Genomic DNA, 19958 nt, shown 5'->3' with positions numbered 1-19958 from the left:
GTTCAGATACTCCACTTCGGCCCGGAGGGCGTGTCTTCTATGTCGATCCCGGCCGCCTTGATCTGGTCGCGGATCGCGTCGGCGCGGGCCCAGTCCCTGGACTCGCGCGCGGCCGCTCGCTCCGCCAGCAGTCCCTGGACGAGTGCGTCCACGACCTCGGTGAGCCTGTCGTCGGTGCCGGCCGTCGCCCACGCGGGGTCGGCCGGGTTGAGGCCGAGCACGTCGAGCATCGCGATGACCTCGCCGAACTTCTGGCCGAGCGCGTCCGACGGGCCGTCGGCGAGCAGCCGGTTGCCCTCGCGCACCGAGTCGTGGATGACCGCGACCGCCGCGGGCGTACCGAGGTCGTCGTCCATCGCGTCGACGAACGCGTCGGGCAGCGCGGCGAACCAGGTCCCGACGACCGGGGCCGCACGGTCGAGGAAGTCCTCGATGCGGCGGAATCCCTTGGCCGCCTCGTCGAGCGCCTCGAAGCTGAACTCCACGTGCGAGCGGTAGTGCGCCGCGACCATGTAGTAGCGCAGCTCGATGCCGCGGACCCGCTCCAGCACCGACGGGATCAGCAGGGAGTTGCCGAGCGACTTGCTCATCTTCTCGCCGGCCGTGGTGATCCACGCGTTGTGCAGCCAGTACGACGCGAACGGCCGGCCGGCCGCGCGGGACTGCGCCTGCTCGTTCTCGTGGTGCGGGAAGCGCAGGTCGACGCCGCCGCCGTGGATGTCGAAGGCGGGACCGAGGTACTTGCCGGCCATGGCCGAGCACTCGATGTGCCAGCCCGGGCGGCCCGGTCCCCACGGGGAGGGCCACGACGCGGTCTGCGGCTCGGACTCCTTCTTCCACCCCTTCCAGAGCGCGAAGTCGCGCGGGTCGCGCTTGCCGCGCGGGTCCGCGTCGCCGGCGGGCTCCATGTCCTCGACCTTCTGCCGGGTGAGCTCGCCGTAGGACGCCCAGCTGCGCACGTCGAAGTAGACGTCACCGCTGCCGTCCTCGGCGGCGTACGCGTGCCCGCGGGCGACGAGCTGCTCGATGAGCTCGACGATTTCCGGGACGTGGCCCGTGGCGCCGGGCTCGTAGGTCGGGGGCAGGACGTTGATGGCGGCCAGCGCCTTGTCGAGCTCGCGCTTCATCGCGGCGGCGAGGGCGTACCAGTGGATGCCCTGGTCGTCAGCCTTCGCCAGGATCTTGTCGTCGATGTCGGTCACGTTGCGGATGAAGTCGACGTCGTGGCCGGTGGCCGTGAGCCAGCGGCGGAGCACGTCGAAGTTCACGGCGGAGCGGACGTGGCCCACGTGCGGCTCCGACTGGACGGTGAGGCCGCAGACGTAGATGCCCGCCCTTCCCTCGACGAGGGGGACGAAGTCGCGCGTCTCGCGCGTCGCGGTGTCGTGGAGCCTCAGGGTCACGCGGCAGAGTCTAGGTGCGCGACCCCGGTCCCACCGAAGTCGCGCGGACGTCCTGTGTGACTCGTGGGACGCGTGGGAATCCTCGGGTTATCGTCGGGCGGTGCTCCGACGTGCCGCGACCCTCCTCCTCCCCCTCGGCCTCCCCCTGGTCCTGGCCGCCTCGCTCGTCCCGGCGTCCGGCGCGGCGGCTCCCACGGACGCCCGCACGCGCGCCACCCCGCAGGTCGCGCTGACCTCGTGGAGCAGCTACGCCGACTTCAAGGCCGGCACGCGCACGGGCCTCAAGCTCGGCCGCGGCCAGGTCTCGATGCTGGCGCCCACCCCGCGCACGGTGGCCGGCAGGGCGTACGAGGCCGGGACCTGGACCTCGCCCTGGGCCACGCCCGGCTTCGGTGCCACGGCCCTCGTGCCGAGCTGGGAGGCGACCACGCCGGGACGCAGCATGGTCCGGATCCAGATCCGCGGCCGCGGCGCCGACGGCCGCACCGGCAGCTGGGACACCGTCGCCGACTGGTCGCGCACCAACCGCCCGGTCAAGCGGACGACCTACTCGGGGCAGGCCGACGACCTCGGTCGGGTCAGCGTCGACACGTGGCTCGCCACGACCGCCGTGACGTCGTGGCAGGTCCGCGTGACGCTGCTGCGACCGAAGGGCTCGAAGAACGCTGTCTCCCTCGAGCGGGTCGGCGCCGTCGCCTCGGTCGACGCCGGCACGCCCCGACCGACCTCGACGCCCGGCCCGGGTGTCGGCACGGTGCTCCCGGTACCGACGTACTCCCAGATGGTGCACAGCGGGCACTACCCGCAGTGGGGCGGCGGCGGTGAGGCCTGGTGCTCGCCCACCTCCACCGCGATGGTGCTCGGCTACTACGGCATCACGCCGACCCCGACCGGCATCGCCGCCGGCCACGCCGACGCCGTCGTCGACCACACCGCGAAGATGGTCTACGACCACGGCTACGAGGGCACCGGCAACTGGGCGTTCAACACCGCGTACGCCGCGACCCTGGTCGGCGGCGACTCCTACGTCACCAGGATGCGCGACCTGCGCGAGGCGGAGGACCACATCGCGGCCGGCGTGCCCCTGATCGTGTCCATCGCCTTCGGCCGCAACCAGCTGGCCGGCGCGCCGATCTCGACGAGCAACGGCCACCTGCTGGTGATCGTCGGCTTCGAGGCCGACGGCGACGTGGTCGTCAACGACCCCGCCGGCGCGACCAACGCCGAGGTGCGCCGCACCTACGACCGCGCGCAGTTCGAGCGGCTCTGGATCGCCGCGTCGGGCGGGACGGCGTACGTCATCCGCAACAGCTGACGCTCACCCCGCGCTGAACTCCACGGTGTGCCACCCGGTGGCGCCGTCGGGGTCGGGGCGGGCGAGCGCGCTGGTCTGGGTCGCGCCGTCCTTGCCAGTGGCGCGGACCCGGACCTCGTGGTCGCCCTCGGGGACGTCGATGGTGACCGCCCACTGCACCCAGGTGTCGACGGAGGGGACCTCGGCGAGCTCGGCGCGGGTCCACTCGCCGCCGTCGACCTGCACCTCGACCGACTCGATGCCCGTGTGCTGGTGCCAAGCGACGCCGCCGAAGGAGAAGGGACCGACCGGGACGTCCTCGCCCGAGCGCGGGACGTCGATGCGGGAGGCGATCTTCACCGGGCCGAGGGCCGACCACCCGCGGGTGGTCCAGTAGCCGACCGACTCCGCGAACGTGCTCACCTCGAGGTCGACGACCCACTTGGTGGCGGACACGTAGCCGTAGAGGCCCGGCACGACCGTACGCACCGGGAAGCCGTGCTCGATCGGCAGCGGGTGACCGTTCATGGCGACGGCGAGCATCGCGTCGCGGTCGTCGGTGAGGACCTCGAGCGGGGTCGCGCAGGTCCACCCGTCGTGGGACGTCTGGAGCACGCAGTCCGCGCGGGGCGAGACGCCGAGGCCCTCGAGGAGGTCGGCGATGCGTACGCCGCTCCAGCGGGCGTTGCCGATGAGGTTGCCGCCCACCTCGTTGCTCACGCAGTTGAGCGTGATCCACGACTCCGTCATCTGGCGGCGGACGAGGTCGGTGTAGCTGAGCACGAGCTCGCGGTCGACGAGGCCGTGGATGCGCAGCGACCAGTCGTCGGGCTCGATGGTGGGCAGGGCGATGGTGGTGTCGATGCGGTAGAAGTCCTCGTTGGGCGTCTGCCACGGCGTGATGCCGGGCAGGCCGAGGGAGGTCGCGGCGGGGGCCTCCCGGCGCGTGACGCCGGGGATGCGCAGCAGGCGCCGGCTCACCTCGACGTGGCGACGCCCCGCGCCGACCAGGCGCCCGGCGACGGCGATGCCCACGCTGGCGACCGCCACCACGCCCGCCACCATGAGGAAGACCCGGCGCTCGTGCGACTCGAGCTCGGGGCGCCGCACCCCGCGGTGCAGGGCGTCGGTGAGCGCGGAGTGCAGGGTGATCCACGTGACCAGCCCGACCGCGACGGGGAGCGTGTCGACCGCCCCGGCGCCCCGCTGGGCGAGGACCGCGGCCAGGCCGATGCCCGCAAGCACCGCCCACACCAGGATCGGCCGCCACCACCCGCGGCGGGCCAGCACGCCCGCCCACGCGAAGCAGGCGAGCAGGAGCACCAGCACACCGCCGACCAGGACCGGCTTGTCGAAGTGCCCGAGGAGCGCGATCGCCCGCTCGGCGACGGGTCCCGGGGTCAGCTCGATGACCCCTTCGGCGACGGCGACCACGGGTGACTCGCGGATGGTGAGCACCATCGCGGTCGCATAGCTGGTCGCGAGTCCGGCGAGCCCGGCGAGGACTCCTGCCAGCGCCCACGGTGGACGGCGGGTGGTCATGCGCCCATTCTGACGCTTCGGGCATGATGCCGACGTGACCACTCCCCTCCCGCTGCCACGGATCGGTGTCGGCACCGACGTGCACCGGCTGGTCGAGGGGGTCCCGATGCACCTCGCGGGGCTCGCCTGGCCCGACGAGCCGGCCGGACTGGAGGGGCACTCCGACGCCGACGTCGCCGCCCATGCAGCCTGCGACGCGCTCTTCTCGGCCGCGGGCCTGGGCGACCTCGGCACCAACTTCGGCACCTCCGAGCCCGCGTGGGCGGGTGCCTCGGGGGCGAGCCTGCTGGCCGAGGCCGCGCGTCGGGTCCGCGCCGCGGGCTGGGAGATCGGCAACGTGGCCGTCCAGGTCATCGGCAACGTCCCCCGGCTCGGTCCGCGCCGCGACGAGGCCGCCGCCGCGCTGACCGCCGCGGTCGGGGCGCCGGTCACGGTCTCGGCCACCACGACCGACGGGCTCGGCCTCACCGGTCGGGGCGAGGGCGTCGCCGCGATCGCCACGGCCCTCGTCGTCGGCTGACCGTGTCCACCGCAGTCGTCATCGTCGCCGCCGGGGCGGGCAGCCGGGTCGGCGCCACGGTCAACAAGGTCCTGCTGCCCCTGCGGGGCGTGCCCCTCCTCGTCTGGTCGCTGCGCGAGGCGCTGGCGCTGCCGGACGTACGCCGCCTCGTGCTCGTGGTGCGTCCCGAGGACCGCGACGCCGTCGGGGCGGCCGTCGCGCCCCACCTCGGCGACCGGGAGGTCCTCCTGGTCGACGGCGGCGCGACCCGCCACGGGTCGGAGTGGGCCGCCCTCCAGGTGCTGGCACCCGACGTCGAGTCCGGCGACGTGGACGTCGTGGTGGTGCACGACGGCGCCCGGCCCCTCGCCGGCTCGGCGCTGTGGGGGACCGTCGTCGCGCGCGCCCGCGAGACGGGCGGGGCGATCCCCGTCGTGCCGGTCGACCACCTCCTGCACGACGACCTGACGCTGGTGACCGACGCGGTCGGCGGCGTGCAGACCCCCCAGGCCTTCCGGGCTCGTGACGTGCTGGCCGCCTACCGCGCGGCTGCGGCGGACGGCTTCGAGGGCACGGACACCTCCGCGTGCGTCGCGGCGTACGGCTCCACGGCTGTCGCCGCCGTGCCCGGGAGCCCGCTCAACCTCAAGGTCACCTTCCCCGAGGACGTCGCGCTCGCCGCTGAGCTCAGCCCCGGGGCGGTCCCACCGGCCCCGTGAGGGCCTCCAGCAGGCGTACGTAGTCGGCGGAGGCGACCCGCCGGCCCGCGGGCGGCGCCTCGAGGGTGTCGACCCGGTGACCTGCCGCGGCGAGCGCGGCCACGGCGGCCGCGAGGTCGGACGGCGGTTGCGCGGGCAGGTGCGGGAGGACCGCGACCGGGAGCACGAGCGGTGACGCGACGGCCAGCAACCGGTCGCGCTCGAGGGTCTCGCCGACCAGGCCGTCGGCGACGACCTTGACCGTGTCGGTGACCGGCCGGACGCCCACCACCGCCCGGCCCGTCTCCCGCGCGTGGTCGAGGCAGGAGGCGAGGAACGACGGCGGTGTCATCGGGCACAGCGCGTCGTGGAGCACGAGGTCCGCGCCGGCCTCGACGATGCCGTCCCACGTCACGCTGGCATCGACGAGGTCCACCTCCGCCTGCCCGAGCGCCCAGGCGGCGCACGCGACGAGGGACTCCCCGTGGATCAGCTGGTAGGGCAGCGACCCGCGACCCTCGTCCAGGATCGCGCCGAGGGCGGGAGTCGGTTCGTCGGTGTCGAAGGTCATCGTCCCGCCACGCTATCGGGCGGGCCCGGGAACGCCGCGACCCCCGGCACGGGACGTGTGCCGGGGGTCGTGGGTGGAGCGATGATCACGAGCTGATCAGGAGGCGAGGACCTCGTCGAGCATGGCCTCGGCCTTGTCCTCGTTGGTCTTCTCGGCGAGCGCGAGCTCGGAGACCAGGATCTGGCGCGCCTTGGCCAGCATCCGCTTCTCGCCGGCCGAGAGGCCGCGGTCGCGCTCGCGGCGCCACAGGTCGCGGACGACCTCCGAGACCTTCATGACGTCGCCGGAGTGCAGCTTCTCCAGGTTGGCCTTGTAGCGGCGCGACCAGTTGGTCGGCTCCTCGACGTGGGCGGCGCGCAGCACGTCGAAGACGCGGTCGAGGCCTTCCTTGTCGACGACGTCACGCACGCCGACGAGGTCGAGGTTGCAGGCGGGCACGCGGACGACGAGGTCCTGCTGAGCGACGATCCTGAGGACGAGGTACTGACGGTCCTCCCCCTTGATCTTCCGCATCTCGATGTCCTCGATGACTGCGGCCCCGTGATTGGGGTAGACGACCGTTTCGCCGACGGTGAAAGTCATATGTTCAGTTTCCCTTCCTAGGTGTCCATTCTAACACGGGTTCGAACGGGATCCCGACGCGTTTGTGCAGGTCAGAGGCCACATGCGGGCTTGACAGATCGCTGGTCGATGTGGTGCGACACGCCCGGCGAGGGGCCGCTGGGCCATACTGCGGGCCATGCCGACGACCCCGTCGCTGCTCCTCGTCCGGGCAGCGCATCCTCGCCAGGCGATCGCCACCGCCGCGGTGCTGAGCGCCGTCGCGGCGGTCGCCGGCCGGCCGCTGCGGGAGGTCGGCCTCGTGGCCGCCACGGTCCTCGTGGGGCAGTCGCTGCTCGGGTGGGCCGACGACCTCGCCGACCGGGAGCGCGACGCCCGGCGACGGCCCGACAAGCCCCTCGCGGGCGACCGGCTCGACCCGGCGACGGTCTGGTTCGCGTTGACGTGCGCCCTGCTGCTCGTGGTGCCGCTGGCCGTGGCGAACGGCCGCCGGGCGGCGGCGACCTACCTCGCGCTCCTGCTCGTCTCCGCCGTCGGGGACCGGCTGCTCCACGCCCACCCGCTGTCGTTCGTACCGTGGATCGCCAGCTTCGCGCTCTACCCCGCGTTCGTGGCGTACGGCGGCTGGGGCGGGTTGGGCTCACCGACCCCGCCGACCGTGGCCATGGTCGCGCTCGCCGCGGCCCTGGGCCTGGGCGTGCACGTGCTGGTCGCGCTGCCCGGCCTCGTGGACGACCACGAGGAGGGGGAGCGTTCCCTCCCCATGCTCCTCGCACTGCGCACCGGCACCCCCCGGTTGCTGCTGCTGGCGGGCGTCTGGACGGCCGCCGTCGTGGCCGGCGTCCTGATCGCAGGGCGGAGCGTCGGACTGAGCTGAGCCGACGCTAGGCTGTGGGCCATGCGACTTCGACCCATCGCGACCGCCGCCGCGGTCCTCGCGCTCGCCGCCCCGCTGGCCTCGTGCGGCTTCGACTACGCCACGGAGCGCGACTACACCCCGGCCGGGGGCGCCAACAACCGCGAGGGCGAGGTCGACATCCTCTCCGCGGTGGTCGTGTCGGCCGAGGAGGGGTCCGGCACGTTCGTGGCGTCGCTGTCCAACAACAGCACCGACGACGAGCAGACCTTCACCGGCGTCAGCGGCGCCGAGGGCGTCGCGATCGAGACCGCCGAGTTCGAGCCGGTCGCCATCGGGCCCGGCAACCTGGTCAACCTCGCCGACCCGGCCGCGGACATCGTCCTCACCGGCGACTTCGGCCCGGGCGACTTCATCCCCCTGTCCTTCGACTTCGGCAACGGCGAGCGCATCTCGTTCAACGTGCCGGTCGTGCGCAACGACTTCGGCTACTGGGAAGGCATGGACGCGTCATGACCCACACCCTGGTCCTGCTCCGCCACGGCGAGAGCGAGTGGAACGCCAAGAACCTCTTCACCGGCTGGGTCGACGTCGCGCTGACCGAGAAGGGCCGCGAGGAGGCCGTCCGCGGCGGCCAGCTCATCCGCGAGGCCGGCCTGGCGCCGGACGTCGTGCACACCTCGCTCCAGCGCCGCGCGATCAACACCGCCGCGCTCGCGCTCGACGCCGCCGACCGTCACTGGATCCCCGTGAAGCGCTCCTGGCGGCTCAACGAGCGCCACTACGGCGCCCTGCAGGGCAAGGACAAGAAGCAGACGCTCGAGGAGTACGGCGAGGAGCAGTTCATGCTCTGGCGCCGCTCCTTCGACGTCCCCCCGCCGCCGCTCGACGACTCCGACGAGTTCTCGCAGGCCTCCGACCCGCGCTACGCCGACCTCGGCGACGAGCTGCCGCGCACCGAGTGCCTGAAGGACGTCATCGCCCGGTTCCTCCCCTACTGGGAGTCCGAGATCGTCCCCGACCTGACGGCCGGCAAGACCGTGCTGGTCGCCGCCCACGGCAACAGCCTGCGCGCGCTGGTCAAGCACCTCGACCAGATCAGCGACGAGGACATCGCCGGGCTCAACATCCCGACCGGCATGCCGTTGGTCTACCGGCTCGACGAGTCCTTCCGCCCGACGGTCGCCGGCGGCGAGTACCTCGACCCGGAGGCCGCCGCCGCGGCTGCCGCAGCCGTCGCGAACCAGGGTCGCTGAGCAACTCCGTGCACCGCGGCGGCACCGCCGGTCGCTGACCGCCCGGCGGACCGAACGCGCTGCCGCGCCCCCGCCGTACGCCGGGCGCGCGCGTCGCGTACGTCGTTCGGTCCGTTCGCCGGTTGCCTCGGGGGGCGCTCGCGCCACTGGGACCCTGATGTGGTCGCTCGGACCCCGGTATGCCCCTACATGAGCGACCATATGGCCGCTCATGTGGGGATATGGACGACGCCGCCCCTCAGACCCGGACCGGCACCTCACCGGTGACCACGAACACGACCCGGTTCGCGACGGAGACGGCGTGGTCGGCGATGCGCTCGTAGTAGCGCCCGAGGAGGGCGATGTCGACCGCGGCCTCGACGCCGTGCTGCCAGTCGGTCGAGAGCAGGTCGGTGAAGCTGCGGCGGCGCAGCTGGTCCATCACCTCGTCGTCGCGACCGAGCTCGATGGCGGCCTCGACGTCGCGGTCGATGATGATGCTGCGGACCCGGCGGACCATGTCCTCGGCCGTCGCGGCCATCTTCTCCATGGTCGGGCGCAGCTCGTCGGGCACGGCGACGGCCGGCACGCGCAGGCGGGCGATCTTCGCGACGTGCACCGAGAGGTCGCCCATCCGCTCGAGCTCGCTGACCATGCGCAGCGCGGACACGATGATCCGCAGATCGCCGGCGACGGGCTGCTGCAGCGACAGCAGGGCGAACGCGGTGTCGTCCACGCGCTCGCGCGCGGCGTCGATCACCTTGTCGTTGCTGATCACCTGGTCGGCGGTGTGCACGTCGCCGGTCATCAGCGCCCTGGTCGCCTCACGGACGGCGATCTCCACCTGCCCGCAGATCTCGGAGAGGTCGGCGAAGATGCCGTCGAGCTGGTCATGGAAGGCCTCACGCATGGCGCCACAGTAGGGAGCCGAAGCGAACGGACGTGGTGGCCACGTGAACGCCGGATGAACACTCCGTGCCCGGCGTCCAGCGGGTCTGGCGGGCCCCTGCGGCTGCGTACGATGGTGAGCGTGGATCCGACTACGCAGGCCGGGTTGGCTGCCATCGTCGGCGCCATCATGGCGGGGGGCGCGGTGCTCGCCTGGCACATCAGCGACCGCCAGCGGCACACGCTGCCGCAGGTCGAGGAGCCCGTCGTGCAGGCGGGCGTCGCCGCGGTGCTCAGCATCCTCCGCTCGAGCGCGGTCGTCGTCGACGAGTCCGACCACGTGCTCAAGGCGTCCGCGCCGGCGTACTCCTTCGGCCTCGTGCGCGGCAACACCGTGCTCCTGCCCGAGCTGCTCGACGTGATCGCCCAGGTGCGCCGCGACGGGCAGATCCGCGAGAGCGACCTCGACCTGCCCGCGGCCGACGGCGGCTTCAGCCGTACGCTCACCGCGCGCGTCGCCCCGCTGGGCGCGCGCCTGGTGCTGGCGCTCGTCGAGGACCGCACCCGCGAGCGGCGGGTGGAGGCGGTGCGCCGCGACTTCGTGGCCAACGTCAGCCACGAGCTCAAGACCCCCGTGGGGGCGATCCGGCTGCTGGCCGAGGCCGTCACCGACGCCGCCGACGACCCCGAGGCGGTCCAGCGGTTCGCCAACCGGATGCTCACCGAGTCCGACCGGCTGTCCAAGCTCGTCCAGCAGATCATCGAGCTGTCGCGCCTGCAGGGCGACGACCCCCTGGAGATGCCGGTGATGGTCGACGTCGACGCGGCCGTCGCGACCGCGGTCGACACGAGCGCGATGGAGGCGGCCGCCAAGCGGATCAGCGTCGAGTCGCGCGGCGAGACCGGCCTCGAGGTGTTCGGCTCCCAGGAGCAGATCGGCGCCGCCATCTCCAACCTCGTCGCCAACGCCGTCGCCTACTCCAGCGAGGGCTCCCGGGTCGTGGTGACCACCAGGTCCGAGGGCGACCAGGTGCAGGTCTCCGTCGTCGACCAGGGCATCGGCATCCCGGCCGAGGACATCGACCGCATCTTCGAGCGCTTCTACCGCGTGGACCCGGCCCGGCACCGCTCGACCGGCGGCACCGGCCTCGGCCTGTCGATCGTCAAGCACGTCGCGGCCACGCACGGCGGCGACATCTCGGTCTGGTCGGTCCACGGCCAGGGCTCGACCTTCACGCTGACCCTCCCCCAGAACGCCGCGCCCGGCCAGGGCGCCGGCCGCACGAGCAACCCGGTCGAGGTCGTCGCGCCCGCGCGACGCACGAACGGGACCGCAACCCCATCAGGCACGACACAGCAGGAGAACCACAGATGACCCGCGTACTCGTCGTCGAGGACGAAGAGAGCTACAGCGACGCGCTCGCCTACATGCTCCGCAAGGAGGGCTACGAGGTGGCGATCGCCGCGGACGGCAACACCGCCCTCACGGAGTTCGACCGCTTCGGCCCCGACATCGTCCTGCTGGACCTGATGCTCCCCGGCGTCCCCGGCACGGAGGTGTGCCGGCAGATCCGGCAGACGTCCTCGGTCCCCGTGATCATGGTCAGCGCCAAGGACGACGAGGTCGACAAGGTCGTCGGCCTCGAGCTCGGCGCCGACGACTACGTCACCAAGCCGTACTCCCCGCGCGAGCTGGTCGCGCGGATCCGTGCGGTGCTGCGCCGTGGCCAGGAGCCCGACCTCATGCCGGACACGCTGGAAGCGGGCCCGGTGCGGATGGACGTCGAGCGCCACGTCGTGACGGTCGACGGCTCCGAGCAGCGGCTGCCGCTCAAGGAGTTCGAGCTGCTGGAGATGTTCCTGCGCAACCCCGGGCGGGTGCTCACCCGGGGCCAGCTCATCGACCGGGTCTGGGGCTCCGACTACGTCGGCGACACCAAGACCCTCGACGTCCACGTCAAGCGGCTGCGCGCCAAGCTGGAGCCCGACCCGAGCGAGCCGAAGTACCTCGTGACGGTCCGCGGCCTCGGCTACAAGCTGGATCTCTGACCTCTGACCTCTGACCTCTGACCTCCGACCCCTGCTGACCCGGGCGGGAGCGGCGGGATGTCGGCGTACGGCGTCCGAAATGCGCTGGCGGTGCGTCATGACCGTACCTACCCTTGACCCGTGACGACGACCGCCGAGACCCGCCCCGACCAGACCTCCGCGCCCGCACCGTGGCTCCCCGTCGCGGCCGGCGCGGTCACCCTGGTCATGTGGGCGTCGGCGTTCGTGGTGATCCGCCACGTCGCGCACGACGTCAGCCCCGGCGCGCTCGGCTCGGGCCGGCTGCTGGTCGCCGCGCTGGTGGTCCTGCCGCTGGTGCTCCGCCGTGGTTGGGTACGCCCCACGCGCCGCGAGTGGACCCTGCTGGCGGTCGGCGGCGTCGGGTGGTTCGGCGTCTACAACCTCGCGCTCAACGCGGGCGAGCGGCACGTGGACGCCGGCACGGCCGCGATGATCATCCAGGTCGGACCGGTCATCGTGGCGCTGCTTGCCGTGCCGCTCTTCGGCGAGCGCCTGCACACGTGGCTCGTCGCCGGCATGGTCGTCGGCTTCGCGGGCGTCGCGGTGATCGCGCGCGGCTCCTCGACCGATGCCGACGCCAGCCTGCTCGGTGTCGTGCTCGTCGTGGTGGCGGCCGCGATGTACGCCGTCGGCGTGCTCACGCAGAAGGTGCTGCTGCGGCGCATCCCGTCGGTGCAGGTCGTGTTCGTGTCGTTCCTGATGGGCGCGGCCACGTGCCTGCCGTTCTCGGGTGACCTGCCGTCGATCGTGGCCGACGGCGGCGCGGAGCTGTGGTGGATCGTCTACCTCGGCGTCCTGCCGACCGCGGTCGCCTTCACCACCTGGGCGTACGCCCTCACCCACACCGACGCCGGCGCCCTGTCGCTCACGACGTTCCTCGTCCCGCTGATCGCGACCCTCATCGCCTGGCTGACGATCGACGAGGTGCCGCCGTCGCTGACCTTCGTCGGCGGGGCCCTGGCGATCGTCGGCGTGCTGATGACGCGGCGCAAGCCGCGCGCGTACGCGCCGGCCGGTCGCTAGGGAGCCGGGTCGGTCCCGGCCTCGAGCCACCCGCGGAACGCCTCGAGGTTGCGCGTCGACTCCCCCCGCGAGATCCGCCACTCCCACTCCTTGCGGATGGAGGAGGCGAAGCCCAGCTCGAGGATCGCGTTGAAGGACTCGTCGGCGTTGGCGAGGACCGACCCGAGGATCCGGTCGAGCTCGTCGGCCTCGACGGCCGCGAGCGGGAGCCGGGCCTCGAGGTAGATGTCCCCGTGGCGGTCGACGGCGAACGAGACGGCGTACATCTTGAGGTTGCGCTCGAGCAGCCAGCGGTGCACGCGGGCGTGATTCTCGTCGGGGTTGCGGCACACGAAGGCGTGCACGCCCAGCGCGTGCGGGCCGACATCGAGGCGCACCGGCGTCTGCAGCTTGCGCTCGCCCGGCAGGGAGATCGAGAAGCTGGTGGCGCCGTCGCCCTCGCGGGTGGTCTCCTCGTGCTCGATGTCGTTGTCGGCGAGGTAGGCCCGGACGGTGTCGGCGGCCGAGGTCACGACGCCAGCTCCACACGCATCCGGCCGGCCGCGCGCTCGTACGCCTGCAGCGTCCGCTGCGCGGTGCGCTCCCAGGAGAACTCCTGGGCGTGCGCGACGGCGCCCCGGCCCAGGCGCTCCACCAGGGCGGGGTCGTCGACGAGCCGCCGCAGGGCGGAAGCCCAGTCGCGCGGCTCGTGGGTGTCGACCAGGAGGCCGCTGACCTCGTCGCGGACCACCGTGGTCAGCCCCCCGACCGCGGCGGCCACCACGGGCGTACCGGCCGCCTGCGCCTCGACGGCGACGAGGCCGAAGCTCTCGTTGTAGGACGGGACGGCCACCGCGGTCGCGGCCGAGGCCCAGACGGCGAGCTCGCCCTGGGACACCGGCGGGACGAACCGCACGACGTCGGCGATGCCGAGCTCGTCGGCCAGGTCGGCCAGTGCCGTCGGGTGCTTGAGCCCCGAGCCGGACGGCCCGCCGACCACCGGCACGACCAGCCGGTGACGCAGGCCCGGGTCCTGCTCGAGCAGCACCCCGACCGCGCGCAGCAGCACGTCGGGACCCTTGAGCGGCTGGATCCGGCCGGCGAAGAGCAGGACGGCTGCGTCCTCGGGCAGGCCGAGCGCACGGCGCGCCTCCGCGCGGCCGCGCGGGGCGAAGACGGACAGGTCGACGCCGGGGTGGATCACCTCGACGGCGTCCGGGCTCGCGCCGTAGAGGTCGACGAGCTGGCGCGCCTCGGCGTCGGTGTTGGCGACGAGGAGGTCGGCCGCCTCGACGACCTGCTCCTCGCCGATCACCCGCGACAGGGGCTCCGGGGTGTCGCCGACGGCCAGGGCCTCGTTCTTGACCTTGGCCATGGTGTGCATCGAGTGCACCAGCGGCACGTTCCAGCGGTCGCGCGCGAGGGCGCCGACCTGGCCGGAGAGCCAGTAGTGGGAGTGGACCGCGTCGTAGTGGCCGAGCGGCTGCAGGGCCTCGGTGCGCAGCACCTCGCGGGCGAAGGTGCACAGCTGACCGGGCAGCTCGCCCTTGGTGAGGCCCTCGAACGGACCGGCCGCGACGTGGCGCACGAGGACGCCGTCAGCGGCCTCGACGACCTGCGGCAGCGCCGACGACGTGGCGCGGGTGAAGACGTCGACCGCGATGCCGTGCGCGGCGAGGCGCCGGGAGAGCTCGATGACGTAGACGTTCATCCCGCCGGCGTCGCCCGTGCCGGGCTGGTCCAGGGGTGAGGTGTGCAGGCTGATCATGGCCACCCGCTCGCCCACGCTGCCTCCTTGAGGTCTCTCGTCGTCGAGGCACCCCGGTCGGGGGCACCTCCGGTGCAACTCCGCCGACGGCCCCGGGATTCCCGCAGGTCCCGGCACATCCGTCAGCGGGCTCGGGCTCAGCGGGCGTGCGCCCCCGTCGCGGCGTTGCCGGCCGACCCGCGGGCGCGCAGCAGGGTGATCCCGCCGACGAGGACGGCGACGCCGCCCCAGAAGCCGTCGTACCAGACGGCGTCGGCGGGGCGGAACGCCGAGATGAGCGACAGCGTGAGCAGCCCCGACGCCACGCCGATCAGCAGGCGCATGCCGACGGCGTCGCTCCGGACCAGGGTCGTGCCGAAGACGGCAGAGCCGATCAGGAGGCAGCCCAGGCCGATGACGTGGAGCGTGCCGGCGACCGGGTCGTCACCGCCGCCGAGGACGGCGCGCACGATCCAGAGGGCGCCGCCCAGCAGCGCGAGGGCGGCGGCGATCTTCGCGGGAGGCATCCCGCGAGTGTGCCACGGCCCCGGGACCGCGTCCTGGTGGACGTCGGGCCCGGGGCCGTGGCGGAGCGGGCTCGGTGGAGCCCGGCAGGGTCAGCGGCGCGAGGCGACGAGCTTCACGCGCTCCGTGGTGCCGTCACCGCGGGTCACGCGCAGGACGAAGACCTTCCCGGGGCGCACGCCTCGCGGCACCCGCACCCGAGCGGTCCAGTGACCCACGCCGTCGGCGCGACCGGCGAACCGGAACGGCGCGATCTCGAGGCCCTTCCCGCCCTTGAGCCTCGGCAGGTCGTTGCCGATGAGCTGGAGGTTGCGGCGGCTGCCGACGGGCAGCTGCCACGCGCCCTTGACCTGCTCGCTGCGGGTGACCCACAGGTCCCGCACGACGTACGAGGTGGTGGCGGTCGCGGTGTTGCCGGCGAGGTCGGTCGCGGTGACGGTCGCGGAGGCGGCGCCGGTGCGACCGGTCGTGGTCACCGTGCAGCTGGCGACACCGGAGAGACCGTCGGAGCCGGCGCAGGCCGCCTCGGGGACCGTGCCGTTGTAGGTGCGACCCTCCTGCACGCCCGTGACCCGGACGACCGGCGCGGTGCGGTCGATGGAGACCGGGGCGCTGGTGACCGCGGCGACGCCGCCGTCGCTCGCCACGACCGTACGCGTCACGGTCTGGCCGGCCCCGTCACCGCTGAGGGTGACGGGAGCCGGGCAGGTCACGACGCCGGAGCCGGGGGTGCAGCTGAAGGTGACGGTGACGGGCGTGTTGTGCCAGCCGTTGCGGGCTGTGCCGCCGACCGTGGCGACGATCTTCGGGTCCTTGCGGGCCGTGGACGCGGCCGAGCCGAGCAGGTCGGCGCTGCCGGAGTAGGTCGCGGTCACCACCGAGTCGGCGCCACCGGAGTGGTTGCCGGCCCAGGTCGCCGAGCCAGCGGTGAGCGGGACCGTGGCCCGGTCGACGCCGTCGACGGCGAAGGTGACGGTGCCGGTGGGCTCCTCCACGCTCGAGGCGACGGTCGCGGTCAGGCTGCTGCCGACGGCGAGGGTGGTGGTGGTCGGGGCCTTGGCCACGACGAGCTGCTGGGTGACGCCTGCGGCGTCGAACGCCCCCGCGGGGACGGACGCGAAGGTCGCGCCCACGCGGTGCGCGCCGGCGCGCACGCCCGACAGGTCGGCGGCGGTGGCCGTGCCGGAGCGGTCGACCGGGACCGGGGAGCCGACCGGCTCGCCGTCCAGGGTGAACTGCACGGTGCCGGTGGGGGTGCCGTCGGCGCTGGTGACGGTCGCCGAGAGCGGGACGACGTCGCCGTAGGTCGCGGCCGGGAGCGCGCCGAGCTCGACGGCGACCGAGGGCAGCGCGGAGACGAGGGTGGCCGCGCCGGTGACGCCGCCGATCGTCGCGGTGACGCGGTGGTTGCCGGTCGCGGCGGGCGTGCAGACGGCGTCCGCGCAGGCCTTCGCCTCGTCGGTGCCGCGCGCGATCGTGAAGGTGCTCTGCGCCGTACGGTCGCCGAGGTCGTTGCCGTAGGTGTCGGCGCCGGTGGCGCTGTAGGCGACGTCGGTGCCCGGGGTCACCGTGGTGACGTCGGGGGTCACGACGAGCGACGCCAGGGCGCCCGGGGTGACCTCGAGCGAGGTCGTGTCGCTGGCGGAGCCGATCGCGCCCTCGACGGTCCAGGTGCCGGCCTTGGTGGGCGAGCAGACGCCGTTGGGGCAGGCGACGCTCGTGGCGCCGTGGGTGGCCGTCACGGTCGGGGTGCCACCGGTGCGGATGTTGTCGAACTCGTCGTAGGCCGTGACCGTGAAGACGACCGGGCTGCCGGCGGCCGTGGTGGCCTCGCCGCCCAGCTCGACGTGGTCGAGGGCAGCGGGCGTGACCGTGAGGGTCGTCGCGTCGCCGGCGGGCGCGTCGGCACCGGACTGGCTGGCACCCACGGAGTAGACGCCCGCCGCGGTGAGGTCGCACAGGCCGCTCGGGCAGGCGACCGGGTCGCCGCCGCCGACCGGGGTGGCGACGACGGTGCTCGCCGACGTCTGGTCCGGCAGGGCGTTGCCGAAGCGGTCGGTGCCGCCGACGGTGATCTGCACCGGCGTGCCGGCCGTGGTCGTGGCGCCCTCGGGGCTGACCTGCAGCGCGGCGACGCCGTCGGCGAGGACGGTCAGGGTGGTGGAGTCGGTGATCGGGCCGTCGGCGCCGGGCGCGGTGGCCGTCACGGTGTAGGTGCCGGCCTCCTCCGGCGCGCAGGCGGCGTCCACGCAGACGGTCGAGCTGCCGCCGTCGGCGGGGGCGTAGGAGTAGCCGGCCTGCTGGCCGGGGATCGCGAGGCCGTTGGAGTCGGCGCCCACGACGGTGTACGAGACCGGCTCGCCCGCCGTGGTCGAGGCGCCCTCCGGGCTGATCGCGAGGGTGGCCAGGTCGGATCGCGCGGCGCGCACGGCGATGGTCTGCGTCGCGCGGGCGGGGTCGTGGTCGGCGTCGCCGGGCGCGCTGGCGGCCACCACGCAGGAGCCGCTGTGCTGGAAGAAGAGCGTCCGGTCGTCGTCGGCGAGGCGGCACGCGTCGTTGGTGGTCGCGGTGTCGACGGCGTAGGTCACCGCGAGGCCGGCGTCGGACGTCGCGGTCGGGGTGTAGGTGTCACCGACGCGGGCCGGGGCGGGCGCGGTGCTCCCGAAGGTGACGGCGTGCGGGATCCCGGCGTCGACGGTCAGGCTCCACGACGCGATGCTGCCTGAGCCGCCCCCGATGTCGTCGTAGACGAAGAGCTGCCAGGTGCCGTTGGGGTTCGTGTCCTTGAAGGCGTCGGCGAAGGTCGTGACGCCGGTCCGGGCCGGTGCGGGCGCCGGGAAGTTGTTGGGCTCGTCGTTGTCGGTCGGCGCGTAGCGTCCGGAGGGGGATCCGTTCGCCAGCCTCGGAGCACCGTCGGCGAAGGTGAAGGTCCTAGCGCCGCCCAGGCTGTAGATGTCGGACATCACCGTGAGGTTGCGTCCGGTGGGGCTGACGAGCATCACGTGCGCGTCGTACGAGATCTGGTGCTGGAACCCGGTCAGGGTCAGCTCGACGGACCTGATCCTACTGGCCATCCCGCTCACCGACACCGTCGACGGGTAGGGGTTCGCAGTCCCGGAGCTGGGGATTGAGATCGCGCTGGCGTTGGTGACGGTGGTGGTCGCGGCATCGGCCGGCGCCGACAGGCCGAGGGTGGCCAGCACCGGGGACAGCAGCGTGGCGGCGAGGAGTCCGCGGCGGACGCTGGAAGGGAGGAATCGCACGGGCGTCATCCCATCCGAACTGTCTGGACCACGCTGTCGCTTGACCGGACCTTGAGGGTTCCTCCGATCAACGTCCGGGCGCGTGGTCCGGTCGGGTCATGGCGACGCTTCCGGACGGGTGGCTCGCACCACCCCGACGGCTCAGCCCTCCGGGGTGCCTTGGTGGAAACGCTGCTGCCACTGCTCGCCGGAGCGCAGCCACAGGCTGCTGCGCAGGGTGGAACGTCCGTCGGCGACGGCCCGCCAGACGAGCAGGATGGTGTCCGGTCCGAGGCGGTCGACGGTCACGACCTCGAGCCGGACCGGCTCGATCGGGCCGATCTCGGCGAGGACGTCGTCGCGCGTCCACAGCCGGCCCGAGCGTCCCACCTCCTGCCAGTCGGGGTGGAGCAGCGCCGCGACGGCGGCGCGGTCGGAGCGCACTCCGTCGGTGAGCAGCGACCGCTCGAGCGCGACGACGTGCTCCTCGGGGGTGGGTGCCGCGTCGTCGAGGTCGCTGAAGAGGTCGGGCTCCTCCTCGACCTGGCCGACCGCCGCGTCGGGGTGGGCGGTGCTACTGCCCGCGAACCCGGGGCCTGCATCGGGCTCCACGCCGCGCTGGTAGGCGGACGCGGCCGCGTTGGCGCGCCGGTCGGCGGCCTCGTTGAGCTTGTGGCCGGCGTGGCCCTTGACCCACTCGAAGCGAACCCGGTCGCGGCGACCCTCCATCGCGGCGTCGAGCGCCTTCATCAGCTCGACGTTGAGCACGGGCTTGCCGTCGCTCTTCTTCCAGCCCTTGCGCTTCCAGCCCGCCATCCACTTGGTGACCGAGTCGATGACGTACTTGCTGTCGCAGAAGACGTGGAGCTCGTCGTCGACGTGCGCGGTCTGCTGGAGGAGGTCGAGGACCGCCATCAGCTCGCCCATGTTGTTGGTGCCGCGCGGCCACCCGCCGGAGGCCCAGCAGTCGTCGTCGACGTACCACGCCCACCCCGCGGGACCGGGGTTGCCGAGTGCCGAGCCGTCAGCCGCCGCGATGATCACGGGGACATATTGGCAGGATGGCCGCATGAGCGATGACAGCACCCAGACCCGTACCGCCGTCGTCACCGGCGCCTCGAGCGGCATCGGTGCCGCGACGGCACGCGCCCTCGCCGCCCAGGGTTTCCGCGTGGTGTGTGCCGCCCGCCGCACCGACCGGATCGAGGAGCTGGCGGCCGAGATCGGCGGCCTCGCCGTCACCTGCGACATCACCGACCAGGACTCGGTGGACACCCTGGCGGCTGCCGTCCCCGTGTGCCACGTGCTGGTGAACAACGCGGGTGGCGCGGTCGGCGTCGACCGGGTCGACAGCGCCGACCTCGACGGCTGGCGCTGGATGTACGACGTCAACGTGCTCGGCCTGGTGCGGGTCACCCGTGCCCTGCTGCCCGCGCTCCGCGCCAGCGGCGACGCGGTCATCGTCAACGTCGGCTCGACGGCCGGCCGCTGGGCGTACGAGGGCGGGGGCGGCTACACCGCAGCCAAGCACGGCGTGAAGGTCGTCAGCGAGACGCTGCGCCTCGAGCTCAACGGCGAGCCGATCCGGATCAGCGAGGTCGCGCCGGGGATGGTGCGCACCGACGAGTTCTCCCTGGTGCGCTTCGGCGGCGACCAGGAGAAGGCCGACGCGGTGTACGCCGGGGTGGAGGCGCCGCTGCTCGCCGAGGACGTCGCAGACGCCATCTCCTGGGTCGCCACCCGACCGTCCCACGTCGACATCGACGAGCTCGTGATCAAGCCCCGCGCCCAAGCAGCGGCACACAAGGTCCACCGGACGTCCTAG

At 73.3% G+C, this 19958-nt stretch carries 20 protein-coding genes; 10 read left to right on the top strand and 10 right to left on the bottom strand.

From position 1 onward, the window contains the following. Positions 1 to 2: 2 nt before the first annotated feature. Positions 3 to 1403: a cysteine--tRNA ligase gene (gene cysS, locus F4692_RS10870; RefSeq protein WP_179619663.1), complete on the bottom strand. Its 1401-nt coding sequence runs from the start codon at positions 1401 to 1403 to the stop codon at positions 3 to 5. A 100-nt stretch (positions 1404 to 1503) separates the two neighbouring features. On the opposite strand from cysS, the gene F4692_RS21570 reads away from it, so the two are divergent. Beyond that, entirely contained in the window at positions 1504 to 2718 is a 1215-nt protein-coding gene (locus tag F4692_RS21570; protein ID WP_179619662.1) for a C39 family peptidase, read from the top strand. Between the two features lie 3 nt (positions 2719 to 2721). Here F4692_RS21570 and F4692_RS10860 read toward each other — a convergent pair whose 3' ends face one another. Continuing rightward, positions 2722 to 4239, bottom strand: coding sequence for a molybdopterin-dependent oxidoreductase (locus F4692_RS10860; RefSeq protein ID WP_179619661.1), 1518 nt, complete (start codon positions 4237 to 4239; stop codon positions 2722 to 2724). Positions 4240 to 4273: 34 nt separating this feature from the next. On the opposite strand from F4692_RS10860, the gene ispF reads away from it, so the two are divergent. Both ispF and F4692_RS10850 read left to right on the top strand, forming a co-directional pair. Next, on the top strand, positions 4274 to 4759 hold the full coding sequence (gene ispF / locus F4692_RS10855) for a 2-C-methyl-D-erythritol 2,4-cyclodiphosphate synthase (protein ID WP_308645259.1): 486 nt from the start codon (positions 4274 to 4276) through the stop codon (positions 4757 to 4759). A gap of 2 nt (positions 4760 to 4761) precedes the next feature. Further along, entirely contained in the window at positions 4762 to 5457 is a 696-nt protein-coding gene (locus F4692_RS10850) for an IspD/TarI family cytidylyltransferase (protein ID WP_179619660.1), read from the top strand. On the opposite strand, the gene F4692_RS10845 is transcribed toward F4692_RS10850, so the two are convergent. Next, positions 5426 to 6007: a 2-C-methyl-D-erythritol 4-phosphate cytidylyltransferase gene (locus tag F4692_RS10845; RefSeq protein ID WP_179619659.1), complete on the bottom strand. Its 582-nt coding sequence runs from the start codon at positions 6005 to 6007 to the stop codon at positions 5426 to 5428. The genes F4692_RS10850 and F4692_RS10845 overlap by 32 nt on opposite strands. Positions 6008 to 6103: 96 nt before the next feature. After that, positions 6104 to 6589 (bottom strand): CarD family transcriptional regulator, encoded by a 486-nt coding sequence (locus F4692_RS10840; protein WP_121141777.1) that lies wholly within the window; start codon positions 6587 to 6589, stop codon positions 6104 to 6106. Positions 6590 to 6746: 157 nt separating this feature from the next. Between F4692_RS10840 and F4692_RS10835 the strand changes: the two genes are divergently transcribed. The 3 genes from F4692_RS10835 to F4692_RS10825 are packed head-to-tail and all read left to right on the top strand — an operon-like array spanning position 6747 to position 8680. Further along, positions 6747 to 7445 carry a UbiA family prenyltransferase gene (locus F4692_RS10835; protein ID WP_179619658.1) on the top strand — a complete coding sequence of 233 codons (699 nt, stop codon included), beginning with the start codon at positions 6747 to 6749 and terminating at the stop codon, positions 7443 to 7445. 21 nt (positions 7446 to 7466) lie between these two features. Then, a complete protein-coding gene (locus F4692_RS10830) occupies positions 7467 to 7940 on the top strand; it encodes a hypothetical protein (RefSeq protein ID WP_179619657.1) in 474 nt (157 codons plus the stop codon). Then, complete coding sequence (locus F4692_RS10825; RefSeq protein ID WP_179619656.1) at positions 7937 to 8680, top strand: phosphoglyceromutase; 744 nt, start codon at positions 7937 to 7939, stop codon at positions 8678 to 8680. Before F4692_RS10830 ends, F4692_RS10825 begins: the two co-directional genes overlap by 4 nt. Before the next feature lie 238 nt (positions 8681 to 8918). On the opposite strand, the gene phoU is transcribed toward F4692_RS10825, so the two are convergent. Next, the gene (phoU, locus tag F4692_RS10820; RefSeq protein ID WP_179619655.1) at positions 8919 to 9569 is read right to left on the bottom strand and encodes a phosphate signaling complex protein PhoU; all 651 of its coding nucleotides are present in this window, start codon (positions 9567 to 9569) and stop codon (positions 8919 to 8921) included. A 111-nt stretch (positions 9570 to 9680) separates the two neighbouring features. Between phoU and F4692_RS10815 the strand changes: the two genes are divergently transcribed. From F4692_RS10815 to F4692_RS10805, 3 genes are all read left to right on the top strand, one after another. Beyond that, positions 9681 to 10922: a sensor histidine kinase gene (locus tag F4692_RS10815; protein WP_218858394.1), complete on the top strand. Its 1242-nt coding sequence runs from the start codon at positions 9681 to 9683 to the stop codon at positions 10920 to 10922. Next, positions 10919 to 11596 (top strand): response regulator transcription factor, encoded by a 678-nt coding sequence (locus F4692_RS10810; protein WP_179619653.1) that lies wholly within the window; start codon positions 10919 to 10921, stop codon positions 11594 to 11596. The genes F4692_RS10815 and F4692_RS10810 overlap by 4 nt, the downstream gene beginning before the upstream one ends. Before the next feature lie 120 nt (positions 11597 to 11716). Beyond that, positions 11717 to 12640 (top strand): DMT family transporter, encoded by a 924-nt coding sequence (locus F4692_RS10805; protein ID WP_179619652.1) that lies wholly within the window; start codon positions 11717 to 11719, stop codon positions 12638 to 12640. Here the strand turns inward: F4692_RS10805 and F4692_RS10800 are convergent. The 5 genes from F4692_RS10800 to F4692_RS10780 form a co-directional block, all read right to left on the bottom strand. Next, positions 12637 to 13152: a type III secretion system chaperone family protein gene (locus F4692_RS10800; protein WP_179619651.1), complete on the bottom strand. Its 516-nt coding sequence runs from the start codon at positions 13150 to 13152 to the stop codon at positions 12637 to 12639. The two genes, F4692_RS10805 and F4692_RS10800, sit on opposite strands and share 4 nt — an antisense overlap. Then, a complete protein-coding gene (mshA, locus tag F4692_RS10795; protein WP_308645258.1) occupies positions 13149 to 14405 on the bottom strand; it encodes a D-inositol-3-phosphate glycosyltransferase in 1257 nt (418 codons plus the stop codon). The genes F4692_RS10800 and mshA overlap by 4 nt, the downstream gene beginning before the upstream one ends. Before the next feature lie 119 nt (positions 14406 to 14524). Next, positions 14525 to 14893: a hypothetical protein gene (locus F4692_RS10790; RefSeq protein WP_179619650.1), complete on the bottom strand. Its 369-nt coding sequence runs from the start codon at positions 14891 to 14893 to the stop codon at positions 14525 to 14527. Positions 14894 to 14983: 90 nt separating this feature from the next. Further along, positions 14984 to 18154, bottom strand: a complete 3171-nt coding sequence (locus F4692_RS21200) for an Ig-like domain-containing protein (protein ID WP_179619649.1) — start codon at positions 18152 to 18154, stop codon at positions 14984 to 14986. 141 nt (positions 18155 to 18295) lie between these two features. Beyond that, the gene (locus tag F4692_RS10780) at positions 18296 to 19177 is read right to left on the bottom strand and encodes an RNase H family protein (RefSeq protein ID WP_308645257.1); all 882 of its coding nucleotides are present in this window, start codon (positions 19175 to 19177) and stop codon (positions 18296 to 18298) included. 25 nt (positions 19178 to 19202) lie between these two features. Here F4692_RS10780 and F4692_RS10775 point away from each other — a divergent pair, with 25 nt between their 5' ends. Beyond that, positions 19203 to 19958 carry an SDR family NAD(P)-dependent oxidoreductase gene (locus tag F4692_RS10775; RefSeq protein ID WP_179619647.1) on the top strand — a complete coding sequence of 252 codons (756 nt, stop codon included), beginning with the start codon at positions 19203 to 19205 and terminating at the stop codon, positions 19956 to 19958.

Source organism: Nocardioides cavernae (assembly GCF_013410035.1).
Taxonomy (GTDB): domain Bacteria; phylum Actinomycetota; class Actinomycetes; order Propionibacteriales; family Nocardioidaceae; genus Nocardioides; species Nocardioides cavernae_A.
The sequence above is the reverse complement of the archived record's forward strand: the minus strand, read 5'-3'. Positions and strand labels throughout refer to the sequence as shown.

Coding starts and splice junctions, on each gene's coding strand:
- F4692_RS10860 (WP_179619661.1), bottom strand. CDS start 4,239: ATGACCACCCGCCGTCCACCGTGGGCGCTGGCAGGAGTCCTCGCCGGG.
- F4692_RS10845 (WP_179619659.1), bottom strand. CDS start 6,007: ATGACCTTCGACACCGACGAACCGACTCCCGCCCTCGGCGCGATCCTG.
- F4692_RS10840 (WP_121141777.1), bottom strand. CDS start 6,589: ATGACTTTCACCGTCGGCGAAACGGTCGTCTACCCCAATCACGGGGCC.
- F4692_RS10835 (WP_179619658.1), top strand. CDS start 6,747: ATGCCGACGACCCCGTCGCTGCTCCTCGTCCGGGCAGCGCATCCTCGC.
- F4692_RS10830 (WP_179619657.1), top strand. CDS start 7,467: ATGCGACTTCGACCCATCGCGACCGCCGCCGCGGTCCTCGCGCTCGCC.
- F4692_RS10825 (WP_179619656.1), top strand. CDS start 7,937: ATGACCCACACCCTGGTCCTGCTCCGCCACGGCGAGAGCGAGTGGAAC.
- phoU (WP_179619655.1), bottom strand. CDS start 9,569: ATGCGTGAGGCCTTCCATGACCAGCTCGACGGCATCTTCGCCGACCTC.
- F4692_RS10815 (WP_218858394.1), top strand. CDS start 9,681: ATGGTGAGCGTGGATCCGACTACGCAGGCCGGGTTGGCTGCCATCGTC.
- F4692_RS10810 (WP_179619653.1), top strand. CDS start 10,919: ATGACCCGCGTACTCGTCGTCGAGGACGAAGAGAGCTACAGCGACGCG.
- F4692_RS10790 (WP_179619650.1), bottom strand. CDS start 14,893: ATGCCTCCCGCGAAGATCGCCGCCGCCCTCGCGCTGCTGGGCGGCGCC.
- F4692_RS10775 (WP_179619647.1), top strand. CDS start 19,203: ATGAGCGATGACAGCACCCAGACCCGTACCGCCGTCGTCACCGGCGCC.